Source organism: Microvirga terrae (assembly GCF_013307435.2).
Classification (GTDB): Bacteria; Pseudomonadota; Alphaproteobacteria; order Rhizobiales; family Beijerinckiaceae; genus Microvirga; species Microvirga terrae.
Genome location: NZ_CP102845.1, coordinates 5,128,874 through 5,151,737 on the forward strand (window position 1 = coordinate 5,128,874; position 22,864 = coordinate 5,151,737).

Annotated in this window: 22 protein-coding genes; 11 read left to right on the forward strand and 11 right to left on the reverse strand. The window is 65.5% G+C overall.

Annotated elements, in window-relative coordinates; translation table 11 throughout:
- The first annotated feature begins 9 nt into the window (after positions 1-9).
- Complete coding sequence (locus tag HPT29_RS23990) at positions 10-963, forward strand: hypothetical protein (RefSeq protein WP_173946644.1); 954 nt, start codon at positions 10-12, stop codon at positions 961-963.
- On the opposite strand, the gene HPT29_RS23995 is transcribed toward HPT29_RS23990, so the two are convergent.
- Together HPT29_RS23995 and HPT29_RS24000 are read right to left on the reverse strand one after the other, a co-directional pair.
- A complete protein-coding gene (locus HPT29_RS23995) occupies positions 932-1,891 on the reverse strand; it encodes a DMT family transporter (RefSeq protein ID WP_173946645.1) in 960 nt (319 codons plus the stop codon). The genes HPT29_RS23990 and HPT29_RS23995 overlap by 32 nt on opposite strands.
- A gap of 71 nt (positions 1,892-1,962) precedes the next feature.
- Positions 1,963-2,718 carry a hypothetical protein gene (locus tag HPT29_RS24000; RefSeq protein ID WP_173946646.1) on the reverse strand — a complete coding sequence of 252 codons (756 nt, stop codon included), beginning with the start codon at positions 2,716-2,718 and terminating at the stop codon, positions 1,963-1,965.
- Between the two features lie 129 nt (positions 2,719-2,847).
- Between HPT29_RS24000 and HPT29_RS24005 the strand changes: the two genes are divergently transcribed.
- Positions 2,848-3,186 carry a hypothetical protein gene (locus HPT29_RS24005; protein WP_173946647.1) on the forward strand — a complete coding sequence of 113 codons (339 nt, stop codon included), beginning with the start codon at positions 2,848-2,850 and terminating at the stop codon, positions 3,184-3,186.
- A gap of 5 nt (positions 3,187-3,191) precedes the next feature.
- Here HPT29_RS24005 and HPT29_RS24010 read toward each other — a convergent pair whose 3' ends face one another.
- Together HPT29_RS24010 and HPT29_RS24015 are read right to left on the reverse strand one after the other, a co-directional pair.
- The gene (locus HPT29_RS24010) at positions 3,192-4,970 is read right to left on the reverse strand and encodes an SLC13 family permease (protein WP_173946648.1); all 1,779 of its coding nucleotides are present in this window, start codon (positions 4,968-4,970) and stop codon (positions 3,192-3,194) included.
- Positions 4,971-5,030: 60 nt separating this feature from the next.
- A complete protein-coding gene (locus HPT29_RS24015; protein ID WP_173946649.1) occupies positions 5,031-5,495 on the reverse strand; it encodes a CAP domain-containing protein in 465 nt (154 codons plus the stop codon).
- Between the two features lie 152 nt (positions 5,496-5,647).
- Between HPT29_RS24015 and HPT29_RS24020 the strand changes: the two genes are divergently transcribed.
- Both HPT29_RS24020 and recQ read left to right on the forward strand, forming a co-directional pair.
- Entirely contained in the window at positions 5,648-6,919 is a 1,272-nt protein-coding gene (locus tag HPT29_RS24020; protein WP_173946650.1) for a BaiN/RdsA family NAD(P)/FAD-dependent oxidoreductase, read from the forward strand.
- A complete protein-coding gene (recQ, locus tag HPT29_RS24025) occupies positions 6,916-8,718 on the forward strand; it encodes a DNA helicase RecQ (protein ID WP_173946651.1) in 1,803 nt (600 codons plus the stop codon). The genes HPT29_RS24020 and recQ overlap by 4 nt, the downstream gene beginning before the upstream one ends.
- An 8-nt stretch (positions 8,719-8,726) precedes the next feature.
- Here recQ and HPT29_RS24030 read toward each other — a convergent pair whose 3' ends face one another.
- The 5 genes from HPT29_RS24030 to HPT29_RS24050 all read right to left on the reverse strand — a co-directional run bounded on the left by HPT29_RS24030 (position 8,727) and on the right by HPT29_RS24050 (position 13,465).
- Entirely contained in the window at positions 8,727-9,167 is a 441-nt protein-coding gene (locus tag HPT29_RS24030) for an SRPBCC family protein (protein ID WP_173946652.1), read from the reverse strand.
- A 12-nt stretch (positions 9,168-9,179) separates the two neighbouring features.
- The gene (locus HPT29_RS24035; RefSeq protein ID WP_173946653.1) at positions 9,180-10,319 is read right to left on the reverse strand and encodes a Gfo/Idh/MocA family protein; all 1,140 of its coding nucleotides are present in this window, start codon (positions 10,317-10,319) and stop codon (positions 9,180-9,182) included.
- Between the two features lie 203 nt (positions 10,320-10,522).
- Complete coding sequence (locus HPT29_RS24040; protein WP_173946654.1) at positions 10,523-11,308, reverse strand: ATP-binding cassette domain-containing protein; 786 nt, start codon at positions 11,306-11,308, stop codon at positions 10,523-10,525.
- The gene (locus tag HPT29_RS24045) at positions 11,308-12,450 is read right to left on the reverse strand and encodes an ABC transporter permease (protein WP_247654464.1); all 1,143 of its coding nucleotides are present in this window, start codon (positions 12,448-12,450) and stop codon (positions 11,308-11,310) included. The genes HPT29_RS24040 and HPT29_RS24045 overlap by 1 nt, the downstream gene beginning before the upstream one ends.
- Before the next feature lie 73 nt (positions 12,451-12,523).
- Positions 12,524-13,465, reverse strand: coding sequence for a sugar ABC transporter substrate-binding protein (locus HPT29_RS24050; protein ID WP_173946655.1), 942 nt, complete (start codon positions 13,463-13,465; stop codon positions 12,524-12,526).
- 261 nt (positions 13,466-13,726) lie between these two features.
- On the opposite strand from HPT29_RS24050, the gene HPT29_RS24055 reads away from it, so the two are divergent.
- Positions 13,727-14,590 carry a MurR/RpiR family transcriptional regulator gene (locus HPT29_RS24055; RefSeq protein WP_371823185.1) on the forward strand — a complete coding sequence of 288 codons (864 nt, stop codon included), beginning with the start codon at positions 13,727-13,729 and terminating at the stop codon, positions 14,588-14,590.
- Positions 14,591-14,643: 53 nt separating this feature from the next.
- Here the strand turns inward: HPT29_RS24055 and iolG are convergent, their stop codons facing one another.
- Complete coding sequence (gene iolG, locus HPT29_RS24060; protein ID WP_173946656.1) at positions 14,644-15,633, reverse strand: inositol 2-dehydrogenase; 990 nt, start codon at positions 15,631-15,633, stop codon at positions 14,644-14,646.
- A 144-nt stretch (positions 15,634-15,777) separates the two neighbouring features.
- Between iolG and HPT29_RS24065 the strand changes: the two genes are divergently transcribed.
- The 6 genes from HPT29_RS24065 (at position 15,778) to HPT29_RS24090 (ending at position 21,867) form a co-directional block, all read left to right on the forward strand.
- The gene (locus HPT29_RS24065) at positions 15,778-17,691 is read left to right on the forward strand and encodes a bifunctional 5-dehydro-2-deoxygluconokinase/5-dehydro-2-deoxyphosphogluconate aldolase (RefSeq protein WP_173946657.1); all 1,914 of its coding nucleotides are present in this window, start codon (positions 15,778-15,780) and stop codon (positions 17,689-17,691) included.
- Positions 17,692-17,781: 90 nt separating this feature from the next.
- A complete protein-coding gene (gene iolD / locus HPT29_RS24070) occupies positions 17,782-19,629 on the forward strand; it encodes a 3D-(3,5/4)-trihydroxycyclohexane-1,2-dione acylhydrolase (decyclizing) (protein WP_173946658.1) in 1,848 nt (615 codons plus the stop codon).
- 21 nt (positions 19,630-19,650) lie between these two features.
- Positions 19,651-20,535: a myo-inosose-2 dehydratase gene (iolE, locus tag HPT29_RS24075; RefSeq protein WP_173946659.1), complete on the forward strand. Its 885-nt coding sequence runs from the start codon at positions 19,651-19,653 to the stop codon at positions 20,533-20,535.
- Positions 20,536-20,546: 11 nt separating this feature from the next.
- Positions 20,547-21,350, forward strand: a complete 804-nt coding sequence (gene iolB, locus HPT29_RS24080; protein WP_173946660.1) for a 5-deoxy-glucuronate isomerase — start codon at positions 20,547-20,549, stop codon at positions 21,348-21,350.
- A gap of 52 nt (positions 21,351-21,402) precedes the next feature.
- On the forward strand, positions 21,403-21,600 hold the full coding sequence (locus HPT29_RS24085; RefSeq protein ID WP_173946661.1) for a hypothetical protein: 198 nt from the start codon (positions 21,403-21,405) through the stop codon (positions 21,598-21,600).
- Between the two features lie 99 nt (positions 21,601-21,699).
- Positions 21,700-21,867 carry a YqaE/Pmp3 family membrane protein gene (locus HPT29_RS24090; protein ID WP_173946662.1) on the forward strand — a complete coding sequence of 56 codons (168 nt, stop codon included), beginning with the start codon at positions 21,700-21,702 and terminating at the stop codon, positions 21,865-21,867.
- On the opposite strand, the gene HPT29_RS24095 is transcribed toward HPT29_RS24090, so the two are convergent.
- Positions 21,845-22,219 carry a hypothetical protein gene (locus tag HPT29_RS24095; RefSeq protein ID WP_173946663.1) on the reverse strand — a complete coding sequence of 125 codons (375 nt, stop codon included), beginning with the start codon at positions 22,217-22,219 and terminating at the stop codon, positions 21,845-21,847. The genes HPT29_RS24090 and HPT29_RS24095 overlap by 23 nt on opposite strands.
- Between the last annotated feature and the right edge of the window lie 645 nt (positions 22,220-22,864).

Here is a 22,864-nt window from a genome sequence, read left to right on the forward strand (position 1 = left end):
TCCTTGACCATGCCCACGTTCCTGCCCCGGCTCGTCGCCCTTGGCCTCTTCGGTTTCGCCTCCGCGGCGGGCGCCGCCACCCTCGACGGATTGGCCGTGACCGTGACGAATACCAGCGAGCCGGTCCTCTGTGCGGAAAAGGACAATGTGGCGATCAATTTCGCCGCCCCGGAGGTGAAGCATTTTCAGATCGAGGCCGTGCATCCGGCCTATATGGGCTCCCTGCGCCAGGACCGCTGGGAGCCGGACTGGACCGCCTGCGAGGACATCTCCGAACAGACCTCGGCCAAGCCCCATCCGACCATGACGACCCTCTATGACGACGCCGATCTGCGCATCATGGGCCTGTCATTTACGGAGTTCTGGCGCCCGAACGACGTCACCGTGACGATCGGCGATACGGTCACGCACAAGATCCATCTCCTGCAGCTCCTGAAGAAGCGGGGCGACAAGGCCGTCGAAGTGCTGGTGATCTATCCTGGCGACGGCTACTGGCGCATCAAGCCGCTCCCGCCCGAGCATCTGGACTGGACCTCCTACGGCTCCTCCTTCCTCGTCGGCCCGGTGGAATTCGACCAGCGCCCCGTGGTGAACCTGAAGGACGTCGCCTTCGATCCGAAGACCATGACCTTCACGCTGACCCTGGTGAAAGGCGGCAAGGCGATTGTCGCGGTCAAGGCTCTCAACGAGGAGCGCATGACCCTGGATGTGTCGTTCGATCAGGGGATCGCCGGCCTGCCTTTCGCGGGTCTTCGCTCCATGTACGTGACCGAATTCAACGCCGATGTGGCCCGCATCGCGGTTCGCGAGGCCGGTGCCCGGTCCTGGCGCGAGGAGCCGATCATGAATTTCCACGACGCCAAGGCGACCGATGCCTGGATGGGCCGACTCGTGCCCTCGCGGCACAACACCAGCGCGCCCGACATGATGTTCAACCGTTTCCGCGCGACGCCGGCTCCTTGACGGCGAGCCGCGCGCTTATAAATGACATCACCCTGCCGTCGATCAGGACGAGGCCTGCGCCGATCAGCACCATGCCGGCCATATGCCGCATCATTAGGGTCTCGCCGAGGACGGATACCCCGAACAGGATGGCACTGACCGGGATCAGGAAGGTCACGAGACCCACATTGGTGGCGCCGGCCCGCGCGAGCAGGCGGAAGAAGATCAGATAGGCGAAGGCCGTCGAGACCAAGCCGAGGGCCGCCAGTGACAGAATGGCGGCGGTGCTGGGCACCGCTAGTGTCCAGGGTTGCTCGACCATCAGGGCGGCAGGCAGAAGAATCGTGCTCGAGACCGTGACCTGACCGGCGGCCGTCGCGAGCGGCGGGATGCCCATCGTCTTGAAGCGGCGGCCGAACACACCGGAGAAGCCATAGGACAGGGCCGCTCCCAAAACGGCGAGCTGCGCCAGGATGCCCGCATCGAGCGACGCGACGGCCGCCCCCCCGATCATCACCGCGACTCCAATGAATCCCACGATCACGCCCGCGAGCCGCTGACCCGTGAGCCGCTCGTCGGCTGTCAGAAAATGCGCCACGATCACCGTGAAGAGCGGCGTGGTTGCATTGAGAACGGACGCCAGGCCGCTGGCGATGTGACTTTGCCCCCAGACGATCAGGGTGAAGGGAATGACGTTGTTGAGGATCGACATGCCGACAAAGGCAGCCCAGACCTGGCGGGTCCGCGGCAGGTCGACGCCCGTGAGCCTCAGGACGAGAAGCAGCGCCATCGCGGCGGTCAGCACCCGCAGCGCCACGATGGTCAGGGGCGGCAACTCCCGGACGGCCACACCCACGAAGAGAAACGACCCGCCCCAGACGACCGAAAGGACCGTCAAGAGCGCCCAATCGGACGCGGTCATGTTTTTCTGGATGGCGGCCTGCGGCATCAGATTCGGTTCCGAACTTCGTGGGCCAGACCTGACACGAAGCGGCCCGCGAGGCGACCCGTTTTCTGTGATCAGGAGAGGTCGTACCATTCCCCGTTGCTGCGGCACGCGAGCATCTCGCCCGTGCGCATTGCCCCGCCGCTCCGCAACTCCCGGCGGATCAGGCGGCAATCGAGTTCGCCGAACGCCTTCCTGTTCACCGGCTTCAGGCTGACCCTCCCGGAGGCGCCGGTTGCAGGGTTCTGCCATGTGGCATTGGCCGCGCCTGCACCGTTGAGGATCGACAGAACCGCCTGGGCCTCCGCGGGGCGATCAGCATCGGATACGAGCTGTGCGGCAGCCCGCTGGGCCTCCGCCTGGGCGATGCTGGCGCTGGCCTGCCCCCGGGCGGCGGCCAACTGGCTCGATGTCATGCCTGCGGCCGCGGCCTGCATGGCGAGGGACGGAGCGGCGGCCGCCAGACCGACGCCGCCGGTCATGGCCCCGCCGATGGCCACGGATGCGACCGTGCTGGCCATGCCGGCCGCGTGCCTGGCCATCGCGAGATTCGACTGACGATCGAGTTCACCGAGATAACTGGGGCGTGCCGTGTTGCCGGCCGCCACATCGGACAGGCGAGACGCGAACCGGCTGAAATCGATGCTCTGGGGATCCGGGTCCCGCTCGGGTTGGGCGCTCTGGACCAGACTGACGGCCGTTCCGGACAGCCCGGTCGGATCCAGCCCAGTGGCCGCGTCCAGGGCAGCCGATCCGGCTCCGGTCTGGTTGCACGCAGTCAGGGTGAGAATCATCGCAAGTGCACCGGCCCCGGTGAAAACCCTGATCATGATCTGCCCCTTCAGTTAACGTAACGACATAATATCACAACAACATCATGAGAAAGGCAACGACAGCCCTGATTGGACCGGACGATCCACAGGGAAGATCAATCGGCGATCAAGATTTGGTTTACGACGATGGACAACACCCGGCCGCCTTTACCACTCCTTCACGGCTTTGGAGCCAACCTCCCGGTCATCATCTGCACCATGCTGCGTCCTGCCATGACCCCGCCGCTCTCCCGTGAACCGTCCTACAGCGTCCGCCATCAGACGGTGCGGTCGAGCTTCTGCGTGCTGCCTCACGATCCAAGGCCGGCGCGCAATGCAAGTTTCATCTTCGGTCGCTCGGATTCGCGCTATCGTCCTCTGCTCAATCAAGAGGAGCGCGACCGGCTGCACATCTGGGCCATGATCGTCGCGCTCTCGTCCTCGGTGGCGGGCACCACCCTGCTCCTGACGGCGATCTTTCGCTGACAGGTTTACTGCAGTGGCCAGACCAGCATGATCAGCGGAGTGCCGATCACGACCACCAGGATCGACAGAGGCAGTCCAAGCCGCCAGTAATCTCCGAAGCGGTATCCGCCCGGCCCCATGACCAGGGTGTTGCACTGATGGCCGATGGGGGTCAGGAAGTCGCAGGCTGCCCCGATGGCCACCGCCATGAGGAACGCATCGGGCTTGAAGCCGAGCTGGCTGGCGAAGCTCGCCGCGATAGGTGCCATCACCAGCACGGTGGCCGCGTTGTTGAGGAACGGCGTCACCGCCATGGCCGCCACCATGATGAGCACAAGCGCTCCGGTCGGCGGCAGCATGTGAGCGGCCGTCGAAAGCCAACCTGCGATCAGATCCGTGCCCCCGGTCGTGCGAATCGATTCGCTGACTGGAATGAGCGCCCCCAGCATGACGATGATCGGCCATTCGATCGTGTCGTACGCCTCACGCAGGGTAAGGGATCCGAACAGGACGAGCAGGACGCCCGCGCCGAAGAAGGCGATGGCGACCGGCAAAATGTTGAAGGCGACGAGCAGCATGGTGCCGGCCAAAATCGCCGCCGGCACGAGGCTGCGGCGGGCGCTGCCGAGCCGGATCTCGCGCTCCGCAAGAGGCAGGCAGCCGAGGTCGCGCAGGGTATCCGGCAACCGCCTGAGATTGCCCTGAAGGACAATGACGTCGCCGGAGCGCAGGGTGATGGTGCGCAGGCGTTCCTTGAACCGCTGACCGCTCCGGCTGACCGCGATGAGATTGACGCCGAACCGCTCGTAGAGTCCCATCCTCTCCGCCGAGGTGCCGGCCAGAGCGGAATTCGGGCCGACGATCGCCTCGATGACGCCGATTTCGTCCAGCGCCTCTTCCATCTCCGGCTGGCGGTGCTCCCGGCTGAGCTTCAGACCGGCCCGTGAGACGGCGCTTTCGAGAGCATCCGGTTCGCCTTCGAGCATGAGCAGGTCGTTCTCACGGATGGCCGCATCGGGGAGCGGGCTGGAGCTGCGGGTCTCGTTGCGGATGATGGCCGCAACCTTCACTTCCCCATTCGCAAGCTTGTGCACGTCCGCCACGGTCTGGCCGATCACCTCGGACTCGGACGTGACCCGGGCTTCGGTGATGTAGTCCTTGATGTTGAGGGCCGCATCGAGGGAGGCGGCCCCCTTGCGTCCCTGCGGCAGAAGCCGGTAGCCGAAGGCCAGGAAGACGACCCCAGCCACCGCGATGCCGACACCGACGGGCGTGAAGTCGAACATGCCGAACGGCTCGCCCAGGAGTTCTTGCCTGACCCGCGACACGATGATGTTGGGCGAGGTGCCGACCAGGGTGACGATGCCGCCGAGAAGAGAGCCGAAGGCCATCGGCATGAGGAAGCTCGACGGCGGCGTGTTCGTGCGCCGGGCGATCTGGAAGGCGACGGGGATCATCATCGCCAGAGCGCCGATATTCTTCACGAAAGCGGAGAGGACCGTCACCACGGTCACCAGCACGACGACCTGAATCTGCGTGGTGCGCAAATAGGGTCCGACCCGGTTCAAGCCGGCTTCCAGGATCCCGGACTTGGCCACAGCGGCGCTGACCAGAAGCGCGCTCGCCACGATGATTACGATGTCGTCGCTGAAGCCCTCGAAAGCCTTGTCGGCCGGCACGATGCCGACGAGCACGGCCACCAGCAGCGACAGGACGGCGACGAGATCGTAGCGAAAGCGACCCCAGACGAAGAGCGCCATCATCCCGGCGACGATGGCGAAGGAAAGCATTTGTTGATGGGTCATGCGAAGCGCGAAGGAGAGGAACTGAGATCCTAACGCTTCACGCCCCCGTTGGTGCCTTCATTATTGACCGAGCACGAGGGCCCAATAACGCCCGTAACGGTTGTTCGCATCGGCGCGGGCAAGCCCGATCCTGCGGGCCTGGGGCATCAGGAGGTTGCTGTTGTGGCCGGGCGAGGCCTTCCAGCGGCCGATGGCGCCATCGACCGAATCCGAACCGGCCGAGAGATTCTCCGCCGAGTAGCCGCTGATGCCGTACTGGTCCATGCGGCTGGCGAAGCTGCCATGACTGAGCCGGCCTGCCGCCGCCACGGCTCGGGCCTGGTGCTCGGCGGCCTTGTTCAGGCTTGAGTCCACCGTCACCGGGCTCAAGCCCTTCGACACCCGATAGGCCGAGATCAGCCGGGCCGCCTCCGCGGCATCGCTCGTGGAGCTCGCCAGGACGGCATCCTTGGGAGTGAGAGCCCAATCGCCCGCGCAGCCGGCCAGTCCCAGGGCGACCAGACCCGAGATGAAGAGAGCACGCATCGAATATCCCCTTCGGGCGGCGTTCAGGTGCCGCTCCCCTTGAAAAAATGGCCTGCGGCGTTCATGTGCAGGAGCCATGAACCCGATGGCGCTGAATGCCATGCTGAAGCGCGAGGGTCCAGATTCCTGCCTCTCCCGCGTCAGCTGACCGCATGCCCCCGAATCCCTCCCCTCCCGAAGTTGCCGTCATCGGCGGCGGCCCCGCAGGCCTGATCGCCGCGGAGGTGCTGGGGCGCGCCGGGATTCCCGTTACACTCTACGACCAGATGCCGTCCGTCGGCCGCAAGCTCCTCATGGCCGGTCGGGGCGGGCTGAACCTGACCCATTCGGAGCCGTTCGATCGTTTCGTCGCCCGCTACGCCGAGGCCGTCCCGCGACTACTTCCCCTGATCGAGGGCTTTCGCCCGGAGGATCTGCGCGCCTGGTGCGAGGGTCTGGGCCAGGAAACCTTCGTGGGCTCCAGCGGACGCGTCTTTCCAACGGCCTTCAAGGCCTCGCCCCTTCTGCGCGCGTGGCTGTCGCGCCTCGATAGCCTTGGAGTCCGCTTTGCCCTGCGTCACCGCTGGCAGGGCTGGGACGAGGACGGCCGTCTGATCTTCACCGAAGCGGCCGGGCAGGCGGTTCGGACCCAGCCCGCCGCCACGATCCTGGCGCTCGGCGGCGCGAGCTGGCCCCGGCTCGGATCCGACGGGACATGGGCGGAGCTGCTGTCCCGGCGCGGCATCGAGATCGCTCGACTGCGTCCCGCCAACATGGGCTTCACCCTGCCCTGGTCAGACCTCATACGGAGCCGTTTCGCAGGCGAGCCCCTGAAGCGAATCGCTCTGACTTTTGAGGGCACGACCGTGAAAGGCGAGGCCGTCGTCACGGCGGACGGGATCGAAGGCGGGGCGGTCTATGCGCTGTCAGCCAAGCTGCGCGATGCCATTGAGCGGACAGGACAGGCCACGCTCCACCTTGATCTGCGGCCCGATCTGACCGAGGAAGCTCTGACAAACCGCCTTGACGCTCCGCGAAAGGGGCAGTCCGCCTCCACCTTCCTGCGCAAGAGCGTGGGCCTTGGCCCCGTCGGGATTGCGCTGCTCCGGGAGGGCTCGGCGCCTCTTCCGGCCGAGCCTGATGCGCTGGCCCAGCTGATCAAGGCGGTGCCTCTGACGCTGACGGGGACGAAGTCCCTCGACCGGGCGATTTCCACCGCCGGCGGCATTCCCTTCGACCAGGTCGACGAGCAACTGATGCTCCGGCGGATGCCGGACGTCTTCGTGGCCGGCGAGATGCTGGACTGGGAGGCGCCCACTGGCGGCTATCTGCTCCAGGCGACCTTCGCGACCGGCATCGCGGCTGCGCGAGGGGTGCTGGCCCGGCTGGGGATTCCCGATGCCGCATTGACGGGAGGCCTCTCCTCGGCCACAGGGCAGACGTGATCGATCCCGCCAAGATTCTCCACGACGTTTTCGGCTTCCCCTCCTTCCGCGAAGGACAGGAGGAGATCGTGCGCGCCGTGCTGGCTGGCGAGGACGTTCTCGCCGTCATGCCCACCGGCGCGGGCAAGTCGCTGTGCTACCAGTTGCCGACGCTTGCCCGGGAGGGCCTGACCTTGGTGGTCTCCCCGCTCATCGCCCTCATGCGCGATCAGGTGGCGGCGTTGCGCCATTTCGGCATCGAGGCGGGCAGCCTCAACTCCGCCAATGACCCGGCCGAGAACCGCCGCGTGGTCGATGCGGTGCGGGATGGCCGCATGCGCCTTCTCTACGCGTCGCCGGAGCGGCTGGCGAATACGGGCACCACCGAATGGCTGGGGCGTGCCGGTGTCAACCTGCTCGCCATCGACGAGGCGCATTGCGTATCGCAATGGGGGCATGATTTCCGGCCCGAATACGCCATGCTCGGCGAGGTGCGCCAGCGCTTGGGGAACGTGCAGACCATCGCGCTCACCGCGACCGCCGATGTGGCGACCCGCAGCGACATCATGCATCGCCTGTTCGAGGAGGAGCCGCGCCTCTTCATCCACGGCTTCGACCGGCCGAATCTGCGCCTCGCCATGCAGGCGAAGGAACACTCGAGGCGCCAGCTCTTCTCGTTCCTCGACAAGCACCGGCACGAGAGCGGCATCGTTTATTGCTCGTCCCGCGACGCCACGGAAAAGCTGGCGGACTCGCTCAGCCAGGCTGGCTACCGGGCCCTGCCCTACCATGCCGGCATGCCGCAGGGTGACCGGGCCAAGAACCAGGACATCTTCCTGCAGGAGGACGGCGTGGTGATGGTCGCCACCGTTGCCTTCGGCATGGGAATCGACAAGCCCGACGTGCGCTTTGTGGCGCATGCGGCCCTGCCGAAATCGATCGAATCCTATTACCAGGAGATCGGCCGCGCCGGACGCGACGGCGCTCCAGCCGACACGCTCACCCTCTACGGCCTCGACGACATGCGCTTGCGCCGCCTGCAGATCGAGGAGAGCGACGCGGCGGACGAGCAGAAGCGCGTCGAGCGCCAGCGGCTCAATGCGCTCGTGGCCCTCTGCGAGGCGCCGCGCTGCCGGCGCCAGACGCTGCTCGCCTATTTCGGCGAGAGCACCGAGCCCTGCGGGAACTGCGACCTGTGCATCGATGGCGTGATGTCCTTCGACGGGACCATCGAGGCCCAGAAGCTCCTCTCGGCGATCGTGCGCACCGGCGAGCGCTTCGGCACGGAGCATCTCATCAGCATCCTCGTGGGCGAGGAGACGGATTCGGTCCGCCGCTTCGGCCACGACAAGCTGAAGACGTTCGGGGTCGGCAACGACCGCTCGAAGACGGAATGGCGCTCGCTCCTGCGGCAGATCTATGCAGCCGGCCTCGTCGGGCTGGAACTGGCGGAGTACGGACGCTGGACGCTGACGGACAAAGGCGTGGCCGTTCTGAAAGGCCAGGAGCGGATCGAGCTGCGCTCCGACGTGCTGATGAAGCCCGCCGAGCGCCGCCGCAGACGCTCCCGGATGGAGGCGGAATCCGTGGTGCCGTCCGACGATCCGCTGCTGCTCGACCTGAAGGGACTGCGCACGCGGCTTGCCAAGGGAGAGGGCGTGCCGGCCTACGTGATCTTCTCCGACCGCAGCCTGATCGACATGGCGGTCAAGCGGCCAACCACCGTGCGCGCCTTCGGCGAGATCCACGGCGTCGGGCAAGCCAAGCTCGACCGCTACGCGGACGCCTTCCTGGAGGTCCTGAAGGCGCACGCGGCCTGAGCCGCGCCTCAGCGGCCGAGATACGCCTCGAGATCCCGCAGGTGGTGATGCCAGCCGGCGGCATGCTGTTCGATCAGCCGCTGCCTCCTGTCGGCCGGCACCACCGACCATCCGCGATGCTCCAGGCGAAGAAGGGTTTTCGTCTCGGCGACCGGATCGAGAACCATGGACACCTGGGTGGGCTGGGGCCAGTCCTCATCGGCCCAGGACAATTCGAGGAACTCCGGCGGCTCGAACCGGCTCACGGTGCCGGTGGTGACCACCCGTCGGCCGGTCTCGTCAGTCCATTCCTCGCGAAAGGCCCCGCCGGCCTTCGCATCCAGATTCACATGGTCGCCCCACCAGGCCGCGATCGCGTCCGGCGCGGTCAGCGCCGCCCAGACCTTCTGCGGCGCCTGCCTGATATCGTATTCGATGACGATCCGATCCGCGGTTGTTCCGACTTTCATGGTCGAACCTCCTCAAGCGGCTTGTCTGTCTCCAACGGCCGGAACATCCACCCACACGCCGGAATGCGCGCTTCGCGCAATTGCATCCACGACCCGCTCGATGCGAAGGCCCTCCTCGAACGCGATCAGATGCGCGGCCTCTCCGGCGATGCGGCGCATCAGTTCCCGGCACTCCACGATCTTCAGGTCGTTGAAACCGAGCCCATGCCCCGGCGCGGGAACGAATTTATCATAAGGCGGGTGATGCGGGGAGGTCAGGATGGTGCGAAAGCCCTGCGTCTCCTTGGCTCCGTCGACCGTATAAAGCTGCACTTCGTTCATGCGCTCCTGATCGTACACGATGGTGCCCTTCGAGCCGAAGATCTGGATGAAAATTCGCCCCTTGCGGCCCCAGGCGGAGCGGTTGAGCGCTATCACCCCGGAGGCGCCATTGTCGAGCTCGATCAGGGTGGTGGCGATGTCGTAGGTCTCCACCGCCCGGCGCCCCCCATCCTTCAGCGGGCGATCGGCATAAGGCTTGGCCATATGCCCGCAGACGCGGCGCACGCCGCCGAAGAGGGTCCAGATCAGGCTGAGCGCATGGACGCCGAAATCGTCGAGCGCACCGTGACCGGAACTCGCCTCGCTCTTCCAATAGAAGAGCTGCTCCGGGTCGGCCATGAAGTCCTCGTCCATCTCGATGCGCACGTGGTTGACATCGCCAACCCGGCCCTCCCCGAGGAGACGGGCGATCAGGCGGACCATGGGGTTCTGGATGTAGTTGTAGCCGAGGGCTGCGACCTTGCCGGACGCGCGGGCGGCTGCCAGCATCCTGTCCGCGTCGGGCAGGCGCGTGGCCATCGGCTTCTCGCACCAGACATGCTTGCCTGCCTCCAGGGCGGCGATGGCCATCTCGGGATGAAAGGCATTCGGCGTCGTGATCGACACCACGTCGACCGCGGGATCGGCGATGAGTGATCGCCAATCGCCCGTCGCGCGCGCGAACCCCAACTCACGCGCCTTCCGTTCGGCGAGCTCCGGCGTGGCCTCCGCCAGGACTGCGAGGCGCGGACGCTCGACATCCCCGAAGACGGCCGCAACGGCATTCCAGGCGAGTGCGTGACACTTGCCCATGTAGCCCGTGCCGATGAGACCGATCCCGAGTGCCGTCATCCGTCCTGCTCCTAGTTTTCACGAACAAAACTCGATCCGCATCCAGTGAACCTGGCCGGGAAACTAATTCTTTTGTCATCACCCGCCTTGTGCCGGTGATCTCGATTGCATGAAGCACACCGCTCTTCAGCACCGGAATGGCCGGGACAAGCCCGGCCATGACATCCGAGGCTTGTGCACTCAAGACAAGGCAGCCCTCGCTGTCAGACCATGCCGCCCAGTTCTTCCGACACCGCCTGCAGCTCCTTGCCGCCGGCCATGAGGTTCTGCAGCTCGTCGATCTGGATCTCGGACTTCCTGTACGTTCCCAGCGTCTTGCCGCGGTTGAGCACGGTAAAGCGGTCGCCGACCGCATAGGCGTGGCGCACGTTGTGTGTGATGAAGATCACGCCGAGGCCCTTCTGGCGCACCTGATGGATGTATTTCAGCACCATGGATGTCTGCGCCACGCCGAGCGCCGAGGTCGGCTCGTCGAGGATCAGCACCTTGGCGCCGAAATAGACCGCCCGTGCGATCGCCACGCATTGGCGCTCGCCGCCCGACAGGGTGCCGACCGCCTGATGGGGATCGCGCACGTCGATGCCGATCTTGTGCATCTCCTCGCGCGTGACCTCGTCGCAATGGTCGAAATCCACGTTGCGGAACGGCCAGATGCCCTTTACCGGCTCGCGGCCCATGAAGAAGTTGCGCGTGACCGACATGAGCGGGATCATCGCAAGATCCTGGTAGACCGTCGCGATGCCTGCATCGAGGGCATCGCGCGGGCTCGTGAAGGCGACCGGCTGGCCTTCGACGAAGAACTCGCCCGACGTCGGCCTGTGCACGCCCGCGAGGGTCTTGATCAGCGTCGACTTGCCGGCGCCATTGTCGCCCAGCAGGCACATGACCTCGCCGCGCTGGACCGTGAGCGACACGCCCGACAACGCGATCACCGAGCCGAAATGCTTGACGAGGCTGCGGATGTCGATGAGGGGAGCTTCCTTGTCCATCAGCGTTCTCCCGTCACTTTGCGCCGGATAAAGTTGTTGAACAGCACGGCGAGCAGCAGCATGGCTCCCAGGAAGACCTGGAACCAGTCGGAGTCGAACCGCGTATAGGTGAGGCCGATGGACACCATGCCGAAGATGATGGCGCCGAAGAAGGCTCCGACGGCCGAGCCGTAGCCGCCGGTGAGCAAGCATCCGCCGATGACCGCCGCGATGATGGCCTCGAACTCCTTCTGGAAGCCGCGCCGCGCATCGGTCGAGCCCGCGTCGAGCACGGTGAGAATGGCAACCAGCGCGGCCGCGCAGGCGGTGAGCATGAACAGGCCCGTCTTCACCCGGTCCACGGGCACGCCGGAATTGCGCGCCGCGTTCGCATCGCCGCCGGCCGCGAAGATCCAGTTGCCGGCCCGCGTGCGCAGCAGAAGCCAGGTGGCCGTCAAGGCGAAAAGAACGAACCAGACGATGGAGATCGGCACACCCGTGACGGTCGGCGTCCCGTTCGGAAACTTGGCGATGACATCGTGCGCCGCGAGCCAGGAGAACACCCCTTCGAAGGCGACGCCCGAGAAGAGTTCGCGGACGAGCCCCTCCCCCGCCTGATCGCCGATGCCGCGCATCTGGGTCGACCCACCGGTCGCCCACTTCAATCCGACGAGCGAGAGACCGCGCAGGATGAACAGGAAGGCGAGGGTGACGATGAAGGAGGGCAGCCTCGTGCGGATCACCATCTGGCCATTCAGGCCGCCGAGCACCGCCGCCGCCACGAGGGTGGCCGCGATGGCGAGCAGGAGCGGCCAGCCGCTGATGGTGATGAAGGCGCCGAAGACGAGGCCGGTGAAGGCCACCATGGAGCCGATGGAGAGATCGAACTCGCCGCCGATCATCAGGAGGGCCGCCGCGATAGCCAGGATTCCGAGCTGCGCGGCCGGCGAGAGAATGTTCATGATGCCTGCGAGCGTGAACATCGAGGCATCGGCCGTGGAGAGAAAGAAGATCGTGACCAGGACGAGACCGGCCAGGGCGCCGAGTTCGGGCCGCCGCATGATCCTGGTCAGGAGTGAGACCTCCCGCAGACGCTCGTCCTGTATCTTCTTGACGGCCGTCGCCGGTGCGAGATCAGCGGTCGGCTGAGTGGTGTCGACCATGAGCGTCTCCCCAATGAATCCGTGAAACAGAGGAGCCCGCAACCAGCATGGCCGCGGGCTCCAACGAGCTGTTTTAGCGAATGCCCTTGGCGGACAAATCGATCACCTGGCTGGCCTTTTCCTTGGTGATCAGGTTCGGACCGGACGGCACGTTGCCGCCGGGCATGAGGCCGTACTTGGCATAGTTGGCCAGGAACACCACGGGCAGGTAGCCCTGAAGGTACTGCTGCTGGTCGATGGCGAAGACCGCTTCGCCGGCCGCCACCGATTTGAGGAACCCGGCCGACATGTCGAACGTGGCGACCCGGATGGCGCCGGTCTTGCCGGCTTCCTTGACGGCCGCGACCGAAGGCTCGCCCGCGGTGCCGGCTCCGAGCGCGAGGACCGTGTCGACCGAGGCGTCCGCCGAGATGGCAGCCTTCACCTTGGCGCGCACGTCGGCCGGATCGTTCGTAACGGGCAGGACCGTCACCTTGCCGCCGAAGCCTTCCGTGAAGCCCTTGCAGCGCAGGTCGAGCGACACGTTGCCGACCTCCTGGTTCACGCACAGGCCGACTTTGCCGCCCATCTCTTTGAGCTTGGCACCGGCGATGCGTCCGGCCTCGACTTCGTCCTGCCCCACGTGGAGCTGCGCGCCGAGCTTTTTCGACACGTCGGAGCCCGAATTCATGGAAATCACCGGGATGCCGGCCGCGACCGCCTTCTGGATCGACGGGCCGAGCGCCGAGGCATCGGGGATCGACACGATGAGGCCGGCGGGCTTCTGGTTGACGGCCGCGTCGATGAGCTGGGCCATCGCGACCATATCGAAGGTCTCGGGCGCCCGGTAATCGACTTGGACCTTCATGTCCTGGCCGCCCGCCGCCACGCCATTCTTGACCACGGACCAGAATGGATCGTTGGCCTGACCGTGGCTGACGACGATGATGCGGGCGTTCTGCTGCGCTGCGGCCGGGGTGGCGGCGGCAAGAGCCAGAGCTGCCGCGGCAGCCAGACCGGTGATGATGGATCTCATGTTCTTCCTCCCAGATGGTTCTCATGCGGGTGCCACAACGCCTGTGCGCTGCGGCCGCCGCCGCGGCCTTGCCGCTTGCCTCGACGGGCAGAGAGAAAACAAATGAGCCGAAGGGCGAATCACCGTCCGTACAGCGTTCCCTCTGCCGATCCGATCGTCCGCCGAAACGGAACGTCAGAACCTTTTTGTTTCTATATTGGAATTTTTATTCCATTTTTGTAGGATCGGTGTCAAGGCCGATCTGGCGTCAAGAGGCCTGCGATGGAAACCGAGGACAGCATGGGCAGCGCGGAAGCGGCGGTGGCGGAAACGCCGGACGACTATGACGGCCTTCGCGTGCTCCTGCTCAGCCGCCGCGAGGCGATGCCGAAGCGCCTGAAGCAGATTGCCGCCTTCGCCCTCGAACACCCCGAGGACATGGCCTTCGGAACCGTTGCGGGCATCGCCGAGCATGCCGGCGTGCAGCCCTCAACCCTGGTGCGGTTCGCCAAGAGCATCGGCTACGACGGCTTCTCCCATCTGCAGCAGATCTTCCGGGACCGTCTCCGGGAGCGGTTTCCGGATTATCGCGAGCGGCTCCGCAGCCTGCGCGATGCCGATGGGCATCATGTTCATGCGATGTCCCTGCTCGACGGCTTCACCAGTGCGGCCGCCGTCTCCCTGGACCGGATGCGGGCCTCCGTGCGCCCCGAGGAGCTGGCCCGGGCCATCGAGACCTTGGCCAAGGCCGATACCGTCTACCTGCTCGGCGCCCGGCGGGTGTTCCCGGTCATCGCCTATTGTGCCTATGCCTTCGGAAAGCTCGGCATCCGGGCCATCCTCATCGACCATGTCGGACAGCTCGGCCCCGAGCAGCTCGCCATTGCGACCAAGCGCGACGCTGTTCTGGCGATCAGCTTCACACCCTACGCGCCGGTCACGGCCGATCTCGCGGCGGCAGCCGCGCAGCGCGACGTGCCGGTGGTCGCGATCACAGATTCGGCCTTCAGCCCGCTGGTGACGAATGCCGATGTCTGGCTCGAGGTCGCGGAAGCGGATTTCGGCGCCTTCCGGTCGCTCTCCGCCTCCTTCGCCCTGGCCATGGCGCTTGCCGTCGGCACGGCGGAGAAGCGGGCGGAGAGCTGACAGGGCCGCGTCCTCGCGCGGATATGAAAAGGGGCGCCGCGGCGCCCCTTTGTTTACAACCGTACGGGTTTTCCGGATTGCGCCGATTCTGTCGCGGCATCGGCCAGGCGCTGGGCCATGAGCCCGTCCCGGCCGGTGGGGTCGCACGGCTTGCCGTCGCGGATCGCGTTCAGGAACGTAGCGAGTTCGTCGCGATAGGCCTCGGCATAGCGCTCCAGGAAGAAATCCTGCACCGGATCGGCGGTGATGCCCGAGGCGTTCGCCACCTCGACCGTGGTGCGGTGGACGTTGCCGGCCCGGATCATGCCCTTGGACCCATGGACCTCGATGCGCTGGTCGTACCCGTAGGTGGCGCGGCGGGAATTGGAGATCTGTACGATCCGGCCCTTGGCGGTCTTCAGCATGACGGCGGCGGTGTCGACGTCGCCCGCCTGGCCGATCGCCGGATCGACGAGGGATGAGCCGACCGCATGGACCTCCACCGGCTCATCGCCCAGCAGCAGGAAACGGGCCATGTCGAGATCGTGGATCATCATGTCCCGGAATAGACCGCCAGAGGTTGCGATGTAGCTCACCGGCGGCGGGCCGGGATCGCGGGAGAGGATCGTGACCAGTTCTACCTCGCCAACCTCGTCATCGGCGAGACGACGGCGCAGCGACGCGAAATTCGGATCGAAGCGGCGGTTGAAGCCGATCATGAGCGACGTGCCCGCCTTCTCGACCGTGGCAAGACAAGCCTCGATGCGCGCGCTCGACAGATCGACCGGCTTCTCGCAGAACACTGCCTTGCCGGCGCGTGCGCCGCGCTCGATCAGGTCGGCGTGGGTGGTGGTCGGCGTGCAGACCAGGATGGCGTCCACGTCGGAACGCTCGACGATCGCGTCGAGCGAGGCAACCTCGGCTCCCGTGGCGGCCGCCAAGTCCTGCGCGGCGGGCGCATGCGGGTCGGCCACCGCCACAAGGCGGGCGTCCGGATGGCTTGCGGCGTTGCGACCGTGAATGCGGCCGATGCGGCCAGCGCCCAATACGGCGATTCTGATCATGTTTCCCCCTGATCCTTTGCCGGCTTACGTCGAATTTGGAATTGATATTCCAGTATAAGCTGCTAATAGAATAAACATTCTATAACGGCAAGAGCCGAGCGCGGCTCTTACACGGTTTACAAGACCGGGAGCGGGAGGAACAGCATGAAGCCAGGCCTGGATGTGATCACCATTGGTCGCGCTTCGGTCGATCTCTACGGCCAGCAGGTGGGCGGACGGCTGGAGGACATGGCTTCCTTCTCCAAGGCTGTCGGCGGTTGTCCGGCGAACATCGCCATCGGCGCGGCGCGGCTCGGGTTGAAGTCCGGGCTGATCACCCGGGTCGGCGACGAGGCCATGGGCGGCTTCATCCGCGAACAGATGGAGCGCGAGGGCGTCGCTACAGACGGCATCGTCATCGACAAGGAGCGGCTGACCGCGCTCGTGATCCTGGGTGTACGGGACCAGGTTTCGTTTCCTCTGATCTTCTATCGCGATAATTGCGCCGACATGGCGCTCAACGAGGATGACATCGACGAGGGATTCATCGCCTCTGCAACGGCCATCGTCGTGACGGGCACGCACTTCTCACGGGAAGCAACGGCCGCCGCGCAGAAGAAGGCGATCCGAATCGCCAAGGCGAATGGCCGCAAGGTGGTGTTCGACGTGGATTACCGCCCCAACCTCTGGGGCCTCCTCGGCCATGGCGCGGGAGAATCCCGCTATGTGCGCTCCGATGCGGTGACGGAGCACCTGAAGCCGATCCTGGCCGATTGCGACCTTGTGGTCGGCACGGAAGAGGAACTGCATATCGCGGGCGGGTCCGAGGACACGCTGTCCGCCATTCGGGCGATCCGGGCGATCTCGAAGGCCACCATCGTGTGCAAGCGCGGTCCCATGGGCTGCGTGGTGTTTCCGGGGGACATCCCGGACGCGCTCGATGATGGCGTGACGGGGCCTGGCTTCCCGGTCGAGGTCTACAACGTGCTGGGCGCCGGCGATGCCTTCCTGTCCGGCTTCCTGCGGGGATGGCTGCGGGACGAGCCGCTCGAGACGTGCTGCGCCTATGCCAATGCGAGCGGCGCCTTCGCTGTGTCGCGCCTGCTCTGCTCACCCGAGATCCCCACCTTCCCCGAGTTGCAGCATTTCCTGAAAACCGGCAGCCGCCACAAGGCGCTGCGCTTCGACCAGGATATCAACCACATCCATTGGGCGACGACGCGCCGGCCTCAAAGCGAGACGCTGATGGCGCTCGCCATCGACCACCGCATGCAGCTGGAAGCGATGGCGACTGAGATCGGCGCGCCGGTCGAGCGCATTCCCGACTTCAAGGTTCTCGCCGTCGAGGCGGCTGCACGCGTGGCGGACGGACGCGCCGGCTTCGGTATGCTGATCGACGGGACCTATGGCCGCGAGGCGTTGTTTCGCGCCGCCGATCACCCGTTCTGGATCGGGAGGCCGGTGGAACTGCCCGGCTCGCGCCCCCTCGACTTCGAGGGCGGCGGCTCACTCGGCGCGAAGCTCGTGGAATGGCCGGTGGGGCACACCATCAAGTGCCTGTGCTTCTACCACCCGGACGATCCGACGGAGCTGAAGGAGCGCCAGGAGCGCGATCTGCTGCGGCTCCATGATGCCGCGCGCCGCATCGGGCGCGAACTGCTCGTCGAGATCATCGCGGGCAAGCATGGGCCGCTCAGAACCGACACGGTGGCCGCCATCCTGCAGCGGCTCTACGATCTCGGCATCAGACCCGACTGGTGGAAGCTCGAACCGCAACGGGACGAAGCCGCGTGGCATTCCATCGGGGCGGTCATCACCCGCAACGACCCCTACTGCCGCGGCATCGTGCTGCTTGGCCTTGAGGCGCCCGAGAGCGAGTTGGAAGCCGCTTTCGCGGCCGCCGCCAAGGAGCCGCAGGTGAAGGGCTTTGCGGTCGGCCGCACCATCTTCAACGATGCGGCCCGGCGCTGGCTCAAGGGCGAGATCTCGGATGAAGCGGCCGTCAGCGACATGGCCTCCCGATTCCAACGCCTCGTCGACGCGTGGCAGCGCGTCTCGGACCAGGTGAATGCCGCCTAATACCAAGGATGAAGCCCGCGGAAGGCTCTGTCCTCTTCCCATGACCGCGAAAACCTGAACACCTTGCGACGCCATTCGAGAGGTACACGCATGAGCACGATCCGCCTGACCATGGCGCAAGCCGTTGCCCGCTTCCTGACGGCCCAGAAGACGGAGATCGACGGACGGATCCTGCCGCTCTTCGGCGGCGTCTGGGCCATCTTCGGACACGGCAACGTGGCGGGCATGGGCGAGGCCCTGCACGGGGTGCGCGACCAGCTTCCGACCTATCGGGCCCATAACGAGCAGGGCATGGCGCACGCGGCCATCGCCTTCGCCAAGGCCTCGCGGCGGCGGCGCATGATGGCCTGCACCACGTCCATCGGCCCCGGTGCCACCAACATGGTGACGGCTGCGGCCGTCGCCCATGTGAACCGCCTGCCCGTACTGCTCCTCCCGGGCGATGTCTTCGCCAACCGCAGACCGGATCCGGTGCTGCAGCAGATCGAGAGCTTTGCTGACGGCACAATCTCGGCGAACGACTGCTTCCGGCCAGTCTCCCGCTATTTCGACCGCATCACCCGTCCCGAGCAGATCATCCCCGCGCTGCAGCGCGCCATGACGGTGCTCACGGATCCGGCCGAATGCGGCCCGGCGACGCTCGCCCTCTGCCAGGATACGCAGGCCGAAGCCTACGACTACCCGGAAAGCTTCTTTGCGGAGAAGATCTGGACGCAGCGCCGCATCCGTCCGGACGAGACCGAGCTCGCCCAGGCGGCCGATTTCATCCGCAAGGCCAAGAAACCCTTTATCGTGGCGGGCGGCGGCGTCCTCTACTCGGGCGCCGAGAGCGCCCTGGCGGATTTCGCGCAGAAGCACGGCCTTCCGGTGGGTGAGACGCAAGCCGGCAAGTCGAGCCTGCCCCACGACCACCCGGCCAATCTCGGCGCGATCGGCGTGACCGGGACGGGCGCCGCCAATGCATTCGCCGAAGACGCCGACGTGGTGATCGCCGTAGGTACGCGCCTGCAGGACTTCACCACGGGCTCCTGGTCCCTGTTCAAGAACCCGAAGCGGCGCATCGTGGGCCTCAACGTGCAGGCCTTCGACGCGACCAAGCACAGTGCGGCTCCGCTCGTGGCCGACGCGCGCGTGGGCCTTGAGGAATTGAGCCACGCGCTCGGCGCCTGGACGGCGCCGGAAGAGCAGACGGCCAAAGCCCACGACGAAAAGGCCCGTTGGTTCGATGCTGCAGCCCGGTACACGAACCCAACCAACGCGGAGCTTCCGTCGGACGCGCAAGTGATCGGCGCGGTTCAGCGCGCCTCGTCGCCGACCGACGTGGTGGTCTGTGCAGCCGGCGGCCTGCCGGGCGAGTTGCACAAACACTGGAAGGCGAGCGCGGCGCTGGGCTACCATATGGAATACGGCTATTCCTGCATGGGCTACGAGATCGCAGGCGGGCTCGGCGTGAAGATGGCTGATCCGTCCCGCGAGGTGATCGTGATGGTGGGCGACGGCTCATACCTCATGATGAATTCGGAGCTCGCCACCTCAGTGATGCTGGGGCACAAGCTCATCGTCGTACTGCTCGACAACCGCGGCTACGGCTGCATCAACCGCCTGCAGCGCGCTACGGGCGGGGAGAGCTTCAACAACCTGCTGCAGCACACCAATCACGTGACCCTTCCCGAGATCGACTTTGCCGCCCATGCGGCCGGGCTCGGCGCGCAATCCATCAAGGTGAAGGGCATCGGCGAGCTGGAGGATGCGCTCAAGAAGGCGCGCGGCGCGGACCGCAGCACGGTCATCGTCATCGACACCGATCCGCTCGCTTCGACCGAAGCCGGCGGCCATTGGTGGGATGTAGCGGTACCGGAAGTGTCGGTGCGCGAGCAGGTGAACAAAGCCCGCAGGGATTACGAAACGGCTCTCGCCACTCAGCGCGTGGGCGATTGACCAGGACAGAGGAAGACGAACATGACGATCCGCATCGGGGCCAATCCCATCGGCTGGTCCAATGACGACATGCCGGAACTCGGCGGCGAGACGCCCCTGGAGGTGTGCCTGGCAGAAGCCAGGGAGGCCGGGTTCGAGGGCATGGAGCTCGGCAACAAGTTCCCGCGCGAGCCGGAAGCCCTCAAGAAGGCGCTGGCGCCCTTCGGCCTCGCGTGCGTTTCGGGCTGGTATTCGGCCGAGCTGCTGAAGCGTGATGCCGAGGCGGAGATGAAGGCGCTGCGCCCGCATCTCGATCTTCTCAAGGGCATGGGCTCGGACGTGCTCGTCTTCGCCGAGACCTCCAATGCCATCCATGGCGACCGCTCCAAGCCTCTGTCGCAGCGTCCGGTCATGCAGGACGGCGACTGGGCCGAGTTCGGGCGCCGCATCACGGAGGTCGCCGAGCGGACCCTGCAGGAAGGCGTGCGCGTCGTCTATCACCACCACATGGGCACCATCGTGGAATCGGAGGCCGACATCGACGCCTTCATGCGCTCCACCGGCGAGGCCGTGCATCTCCTGCTGGATACGGGCCACGCCACCTGGGGCGGCGCGGATCCGGCCGCGCTCGCCCGTCGCTATCGCGGCCGCATCAGCCATGTGCACACGAAGGACGTCCGCAGGGACGTGATGGAGAAGTCGCGGGCGCAGGGCTGGAGCTTCCTCGATTCCGTCATCGAAGGCGTCTACACGGTGCCGGGCGACGGCATGGTGGATTTCGTCTCGGTGTTCAAGGAACTGCCCGGCTACAGCGGCTGGGTGGTGATCGAGGCGGAGCAGGATCCGAAGAAGGCGCATCCGCTGACCTATGCCAAGATGGGCTATGCCAATCTGACGCGATTCCTCAGGAAAGCCGGCCTGCGATAAGGGAGAATGCAATGGCGAATCTTCTCGTCAAACCGTCGAAGCCCGATCACCAGGGGCGCATCCACGCCATCACGCCGGACTCCGCCGGGTGGACCTATGTGGGATTCGAGGTCTACCAGCTGAAGGCCGGGCAGAGCCTCCATCAGGCGACAGGGGATCGGGAGGCCTGTGTCGTGCTCCTGTCGGGCAAGGCCCGCGTGGCGGCCTCGGGGCAGGATTTCGGCGTGATCGGCGGACGCTCGTCGCCGTTCGATCCGGATCCGTGGTCGCTCTACGCGCCTGCCCGCTCCGAGTGGTCACTTGAGACGCAGACCGATTGTGAGATCGCTGTCTGCACGGCGCCCGCCGAGGGAAAGCTCCCCCCTCGTGTGATCCGTCCCGATCAGGTTGGCCAAGAGACGCGCGGCCAGGGCACGAATACGCGCCACGTGCGCAACATCCTGCCGGAGACCGAAGCCGCAGAGAGCCTGCTCGTGGTGGAAGTCATCACGCCTTCGGGCCATTGGTCGAGCTACCCGCCGCACAAGCACGACCGAGACATGCTGCCGACTGAGTCGCTGCTGGAAGAGACCTATTACCATCGTCTCAACCCGCCGACCGGCTTTGCGCTTCAGCGGGTCTACACCGACGACCGCTCCCTCGACGAGACGCTGGCCGCCAGCAACGGCGACGTGGTGCTGGTGCCAAGGGGTTATCACCCGGTAGGCGCGCCGCACGGCTATGAGCTCTATTATCTGAACGTGATGGCGGGCCCGAAGCGGATCTGGAAGTTCCATAACGATCCCGATCACGAGTGGATGCTGGCGAAAGCTTGATCCTGGCGGATCCTTCGGGCATGAGGCGATCCGATTCCCCTTGAGAGGTCTCATGTCCTGGTCAGATCTCGCCTCACGCGCCTTCAAGACCGTGATCGCGCTCGTCAGCGCGATCGTGATGGATTACGCATTTCTGAATGGGCGCATGACGCGCCAAGCCGTGACGGGAATCGAGCGCATGGCGGCTGATGCGCCGGTGCTCATCGACCGGCTCGTCACCAGTGCTCTCGGCATCAAATGGGATCGCTGACCGTACTAATGCTTTCGTGATCGCGTCACGGCGATCAGGCCCGGAACGGAACGGCCGCGGTGCCGTTCTTTCCATGGCTTCACCTCTCGTCGCGATCCCATGGCAAACCTTCTGCGTATCCTCCTGGCGATCCTGCTTCCCCCGGTCGGCGTGTTCTTCACCGTCGGCTTGGGCGGCCAGTTCTGGCTCAACATTCTCCTGACGATCCTTGGCTATATTCCGGGCATCGTCCATGCGGTCTGGATCATCGCACGTCGCCCGCATTGAGCGGTGCTGCGTTGTCCGGAGTGATCTGCCGGAATCCCTCCCGAAGCGCTTGATCCGACCTAGCGCGGCCATTCAGCACTCCCTCGTGCTCCAGCGCACATGATGCGTCGGCAAGCCTGAACGGAGCGGGCACGAGGCCGTTTTCCAAGCGTGGATACGGCATGTGCAGCCGGAAGATTGAAAGACGATCGATGACCGTTCTCGACCCCATCTCCGGAAAGCAGGTCATGATCGACCTGTCGGAAAAGCCACGCAGCTCGCGCGGGGTCGTCGGCTCCAGCGAGAAGTCTTCATGCGCCTGCGGGAACCCATCGGTTGCCTGCAAACCGGAGCCGGACGCTGAGAATGTCACCCGGTCGCGGGAGAGACCTCGACACTGATCCCCTGCAGAAGGAATGGTGCACCCGACACGTCGGCCGTATGACCTTTGCCATCGCAGGGCGAGGTACGGGCATTGCCCTGTGTCCAAATGCGATCTTGCCGTTCTCCCTGTGAGATCGCGGCCGCGGCTGAGGAGCTAAAGCACCTTGAATGCCACCGGAATCGGTTGGTGGCGAGAGCAATGCGATGCACGTTCAGCGCTCCGGAGTCCCGGCCCAAGCAGCAGTTCGAGAAGAGCTGTCATCCCCGCAGGATCGACTTAGCGCCAGCTCGAGGAAGGCACTCTGTTCGAGCCGAGTGGGCATGAGGACGATGACGTCGGCAGCCGAACAGGTTCTCGAGACGAGGCCGCGTTATGCGGCAGGGGTGCACGAATTTTCAAAGATTGCTGATGGCCATGATGTCAGCCGTTCGGCCGGCACCAATGCCGTGCTCCCTGCCAGGATGGGTTCGTGCATTGTGAGTGAGGCAGGCAAGCCCCTCAACAACACTCACCAATTCGTTCTGTCTTCGAAATGGAGATGAGATTCCCACCGCTGAGCGGTGGCAGGATATTGCCGCATATTTGTCAGTATGTTGGCAGCAAAAGCCATAATCACGATCTTGTTATGCAGGA

What these genes read in the sequence shown, in the direction of transcription:
- HPT29_RS23990 (WP_173946644.1), top strand. Translation starts at nt 10, where the DNA reads ATGCCCACGTTCCTGCCCCGGCTCGTCGCCCTTGGCCTCTTCGGTTTC.
- HPT29_RS23995 (WP_173946645.1), bottom strand. Translation starts at nt 1,891, where the DNA reads ATGCCGCAGGCCGCCATCCAGAAAAACATGACCGCGTCCGATTGGGCG.
- HPT29_RS24000 (WP_173946646.1), bottom strand. Translation starts at nt 2,718, where the DNA reads ATGATCAGGGTTTTCACCGGGGCCGGTGCACTTGCGATGATTCTCACC.
- HPT29_RS24005 (WP_173946647.1), top strand. Translation starts at nt 2,848, where the DNA reads ATGGACAACACCCGGCCGCCTTTACCACTCCTTCACGGCTTTGGAGCC.
- HPT29_RS24010 (WP_173946648.1), bottom strand. Translation starts at nt 4,970, where the DNA reads ATGACCCATCAACAAATGCTTTCCTTCGCCATCGTCGCCGGGATGATG.
- HPT29_RS24015 (WP_173946649.1), bottom strand. Translation starts at nt 5,495, where the DNA reads ATGCGTGCTCTCTTCATCTCGGGTCTGGTCGCCCTGGGACTGGCCGGC.
- HPT29_RS24020 (WP_173946650.1), top strand. Translation starts at nt 5,648, where the DNA reads ATGCCCCCGAATCCCTCCCCTCCCGAAGTTGCCGTCATCGGCGGCGGC.
- HPT29_RS24030 (WP_173946652.1), bottom strand. Translation starts at nt 9,167, where the DNA reads ATGAAAGTCGGAACAACCGCGGATCGGATCGTCATCGAATACGATATC.
- HPT29_RS24035 (WP_173946653.1), bottom strand. Translation starts at nt 10,319, where the DNA reads ATGACGGCACTCGGGATCGGTCTCATCGGCACGGGCTACATGGGCAAG.
- HPT29_RS24040 (WP_173946654.1), bottom strand. Translation starts at nt 11,308, where the DNA reads ATGGACAAGGAAGCTCCCCTCATCGACATCCGCAGCCTCGTCAAGCAT.
- HPT29_RS24045 (WP_247654464.1), bottom strand. Translation starts at nt 12,450, where the DNA reads ATGGTCGACACCACTCAGCCGACCGCTGATCTCGCACCGGCGACGGCC.
- HPT29_RS24050 (WP_173946655.1), bottom strand. Translation starts at nt 13,465, where the DNA reads ATGAGATCCATCATCACCGGTCTGGCTGCCGCGGCAGCTCTGGCTCTT.
- HPT29_RS24055 (WP_371823185.1), top strand. Translation starts at nt 13,727, where the DNA reads ATGGAAACCGAGGACAGCATGGGCAGCGCGGAAGCGGCGGTGGCGGAA.
- iolG (WP_173946656.1), bottom strand. Translation starts at nt 15,633, where the DNA reads ATGATCAGAATCGCCGTATTGGGCGCTGGCCGCATCGGCCGCATTCAC.
- HPT29_RS24065 (WP_173946657.1), top strand. Translation starts at nt 15,778, where the DNA reads ATGAAGCCAGGCCTGGATGTGATCACCATTGGTCGCGCTTCGGTCGAT.
- iolD (WP_173946658.1), top strand. Translation starts at nt 17,782, where the DNA reads ATGAGCACGATCCGCCTGACCATGGCGCAAGCCGTTGCCCGCTTCCTG.
- iolE (WP_173946659.1), top strand. Translation starts at nt 19,651, where the DNA reads ATGACGATCCGCATCGGGGCCAATCCCATCGGCTGGTCCAATGACGAC.
- iolB (WP_173946660.1), top strand. Translation starts at nt 20,547, where the DNA reads ATGGCGAATCTTCTCGTCAAACCGTCGAAGCCCGATCACCAGGGGCGC.
- HPT29_RS24085 (WP_173946661.1), top strand. Translation starts at nt 21,403, where the DNA reads ATGTCCTGGTCAGATCTCGCCTCACGCGCCTTCAAGACCGTGATCGCG.
- HPT29_RS24090 (WP_173946662.1), top strand. Translation starts at nt 21,700, where the DNA reads ATGGCAAACCTTCTGCGTATCCTCCTGGCGATCCTGCTTCCCCCGGTC.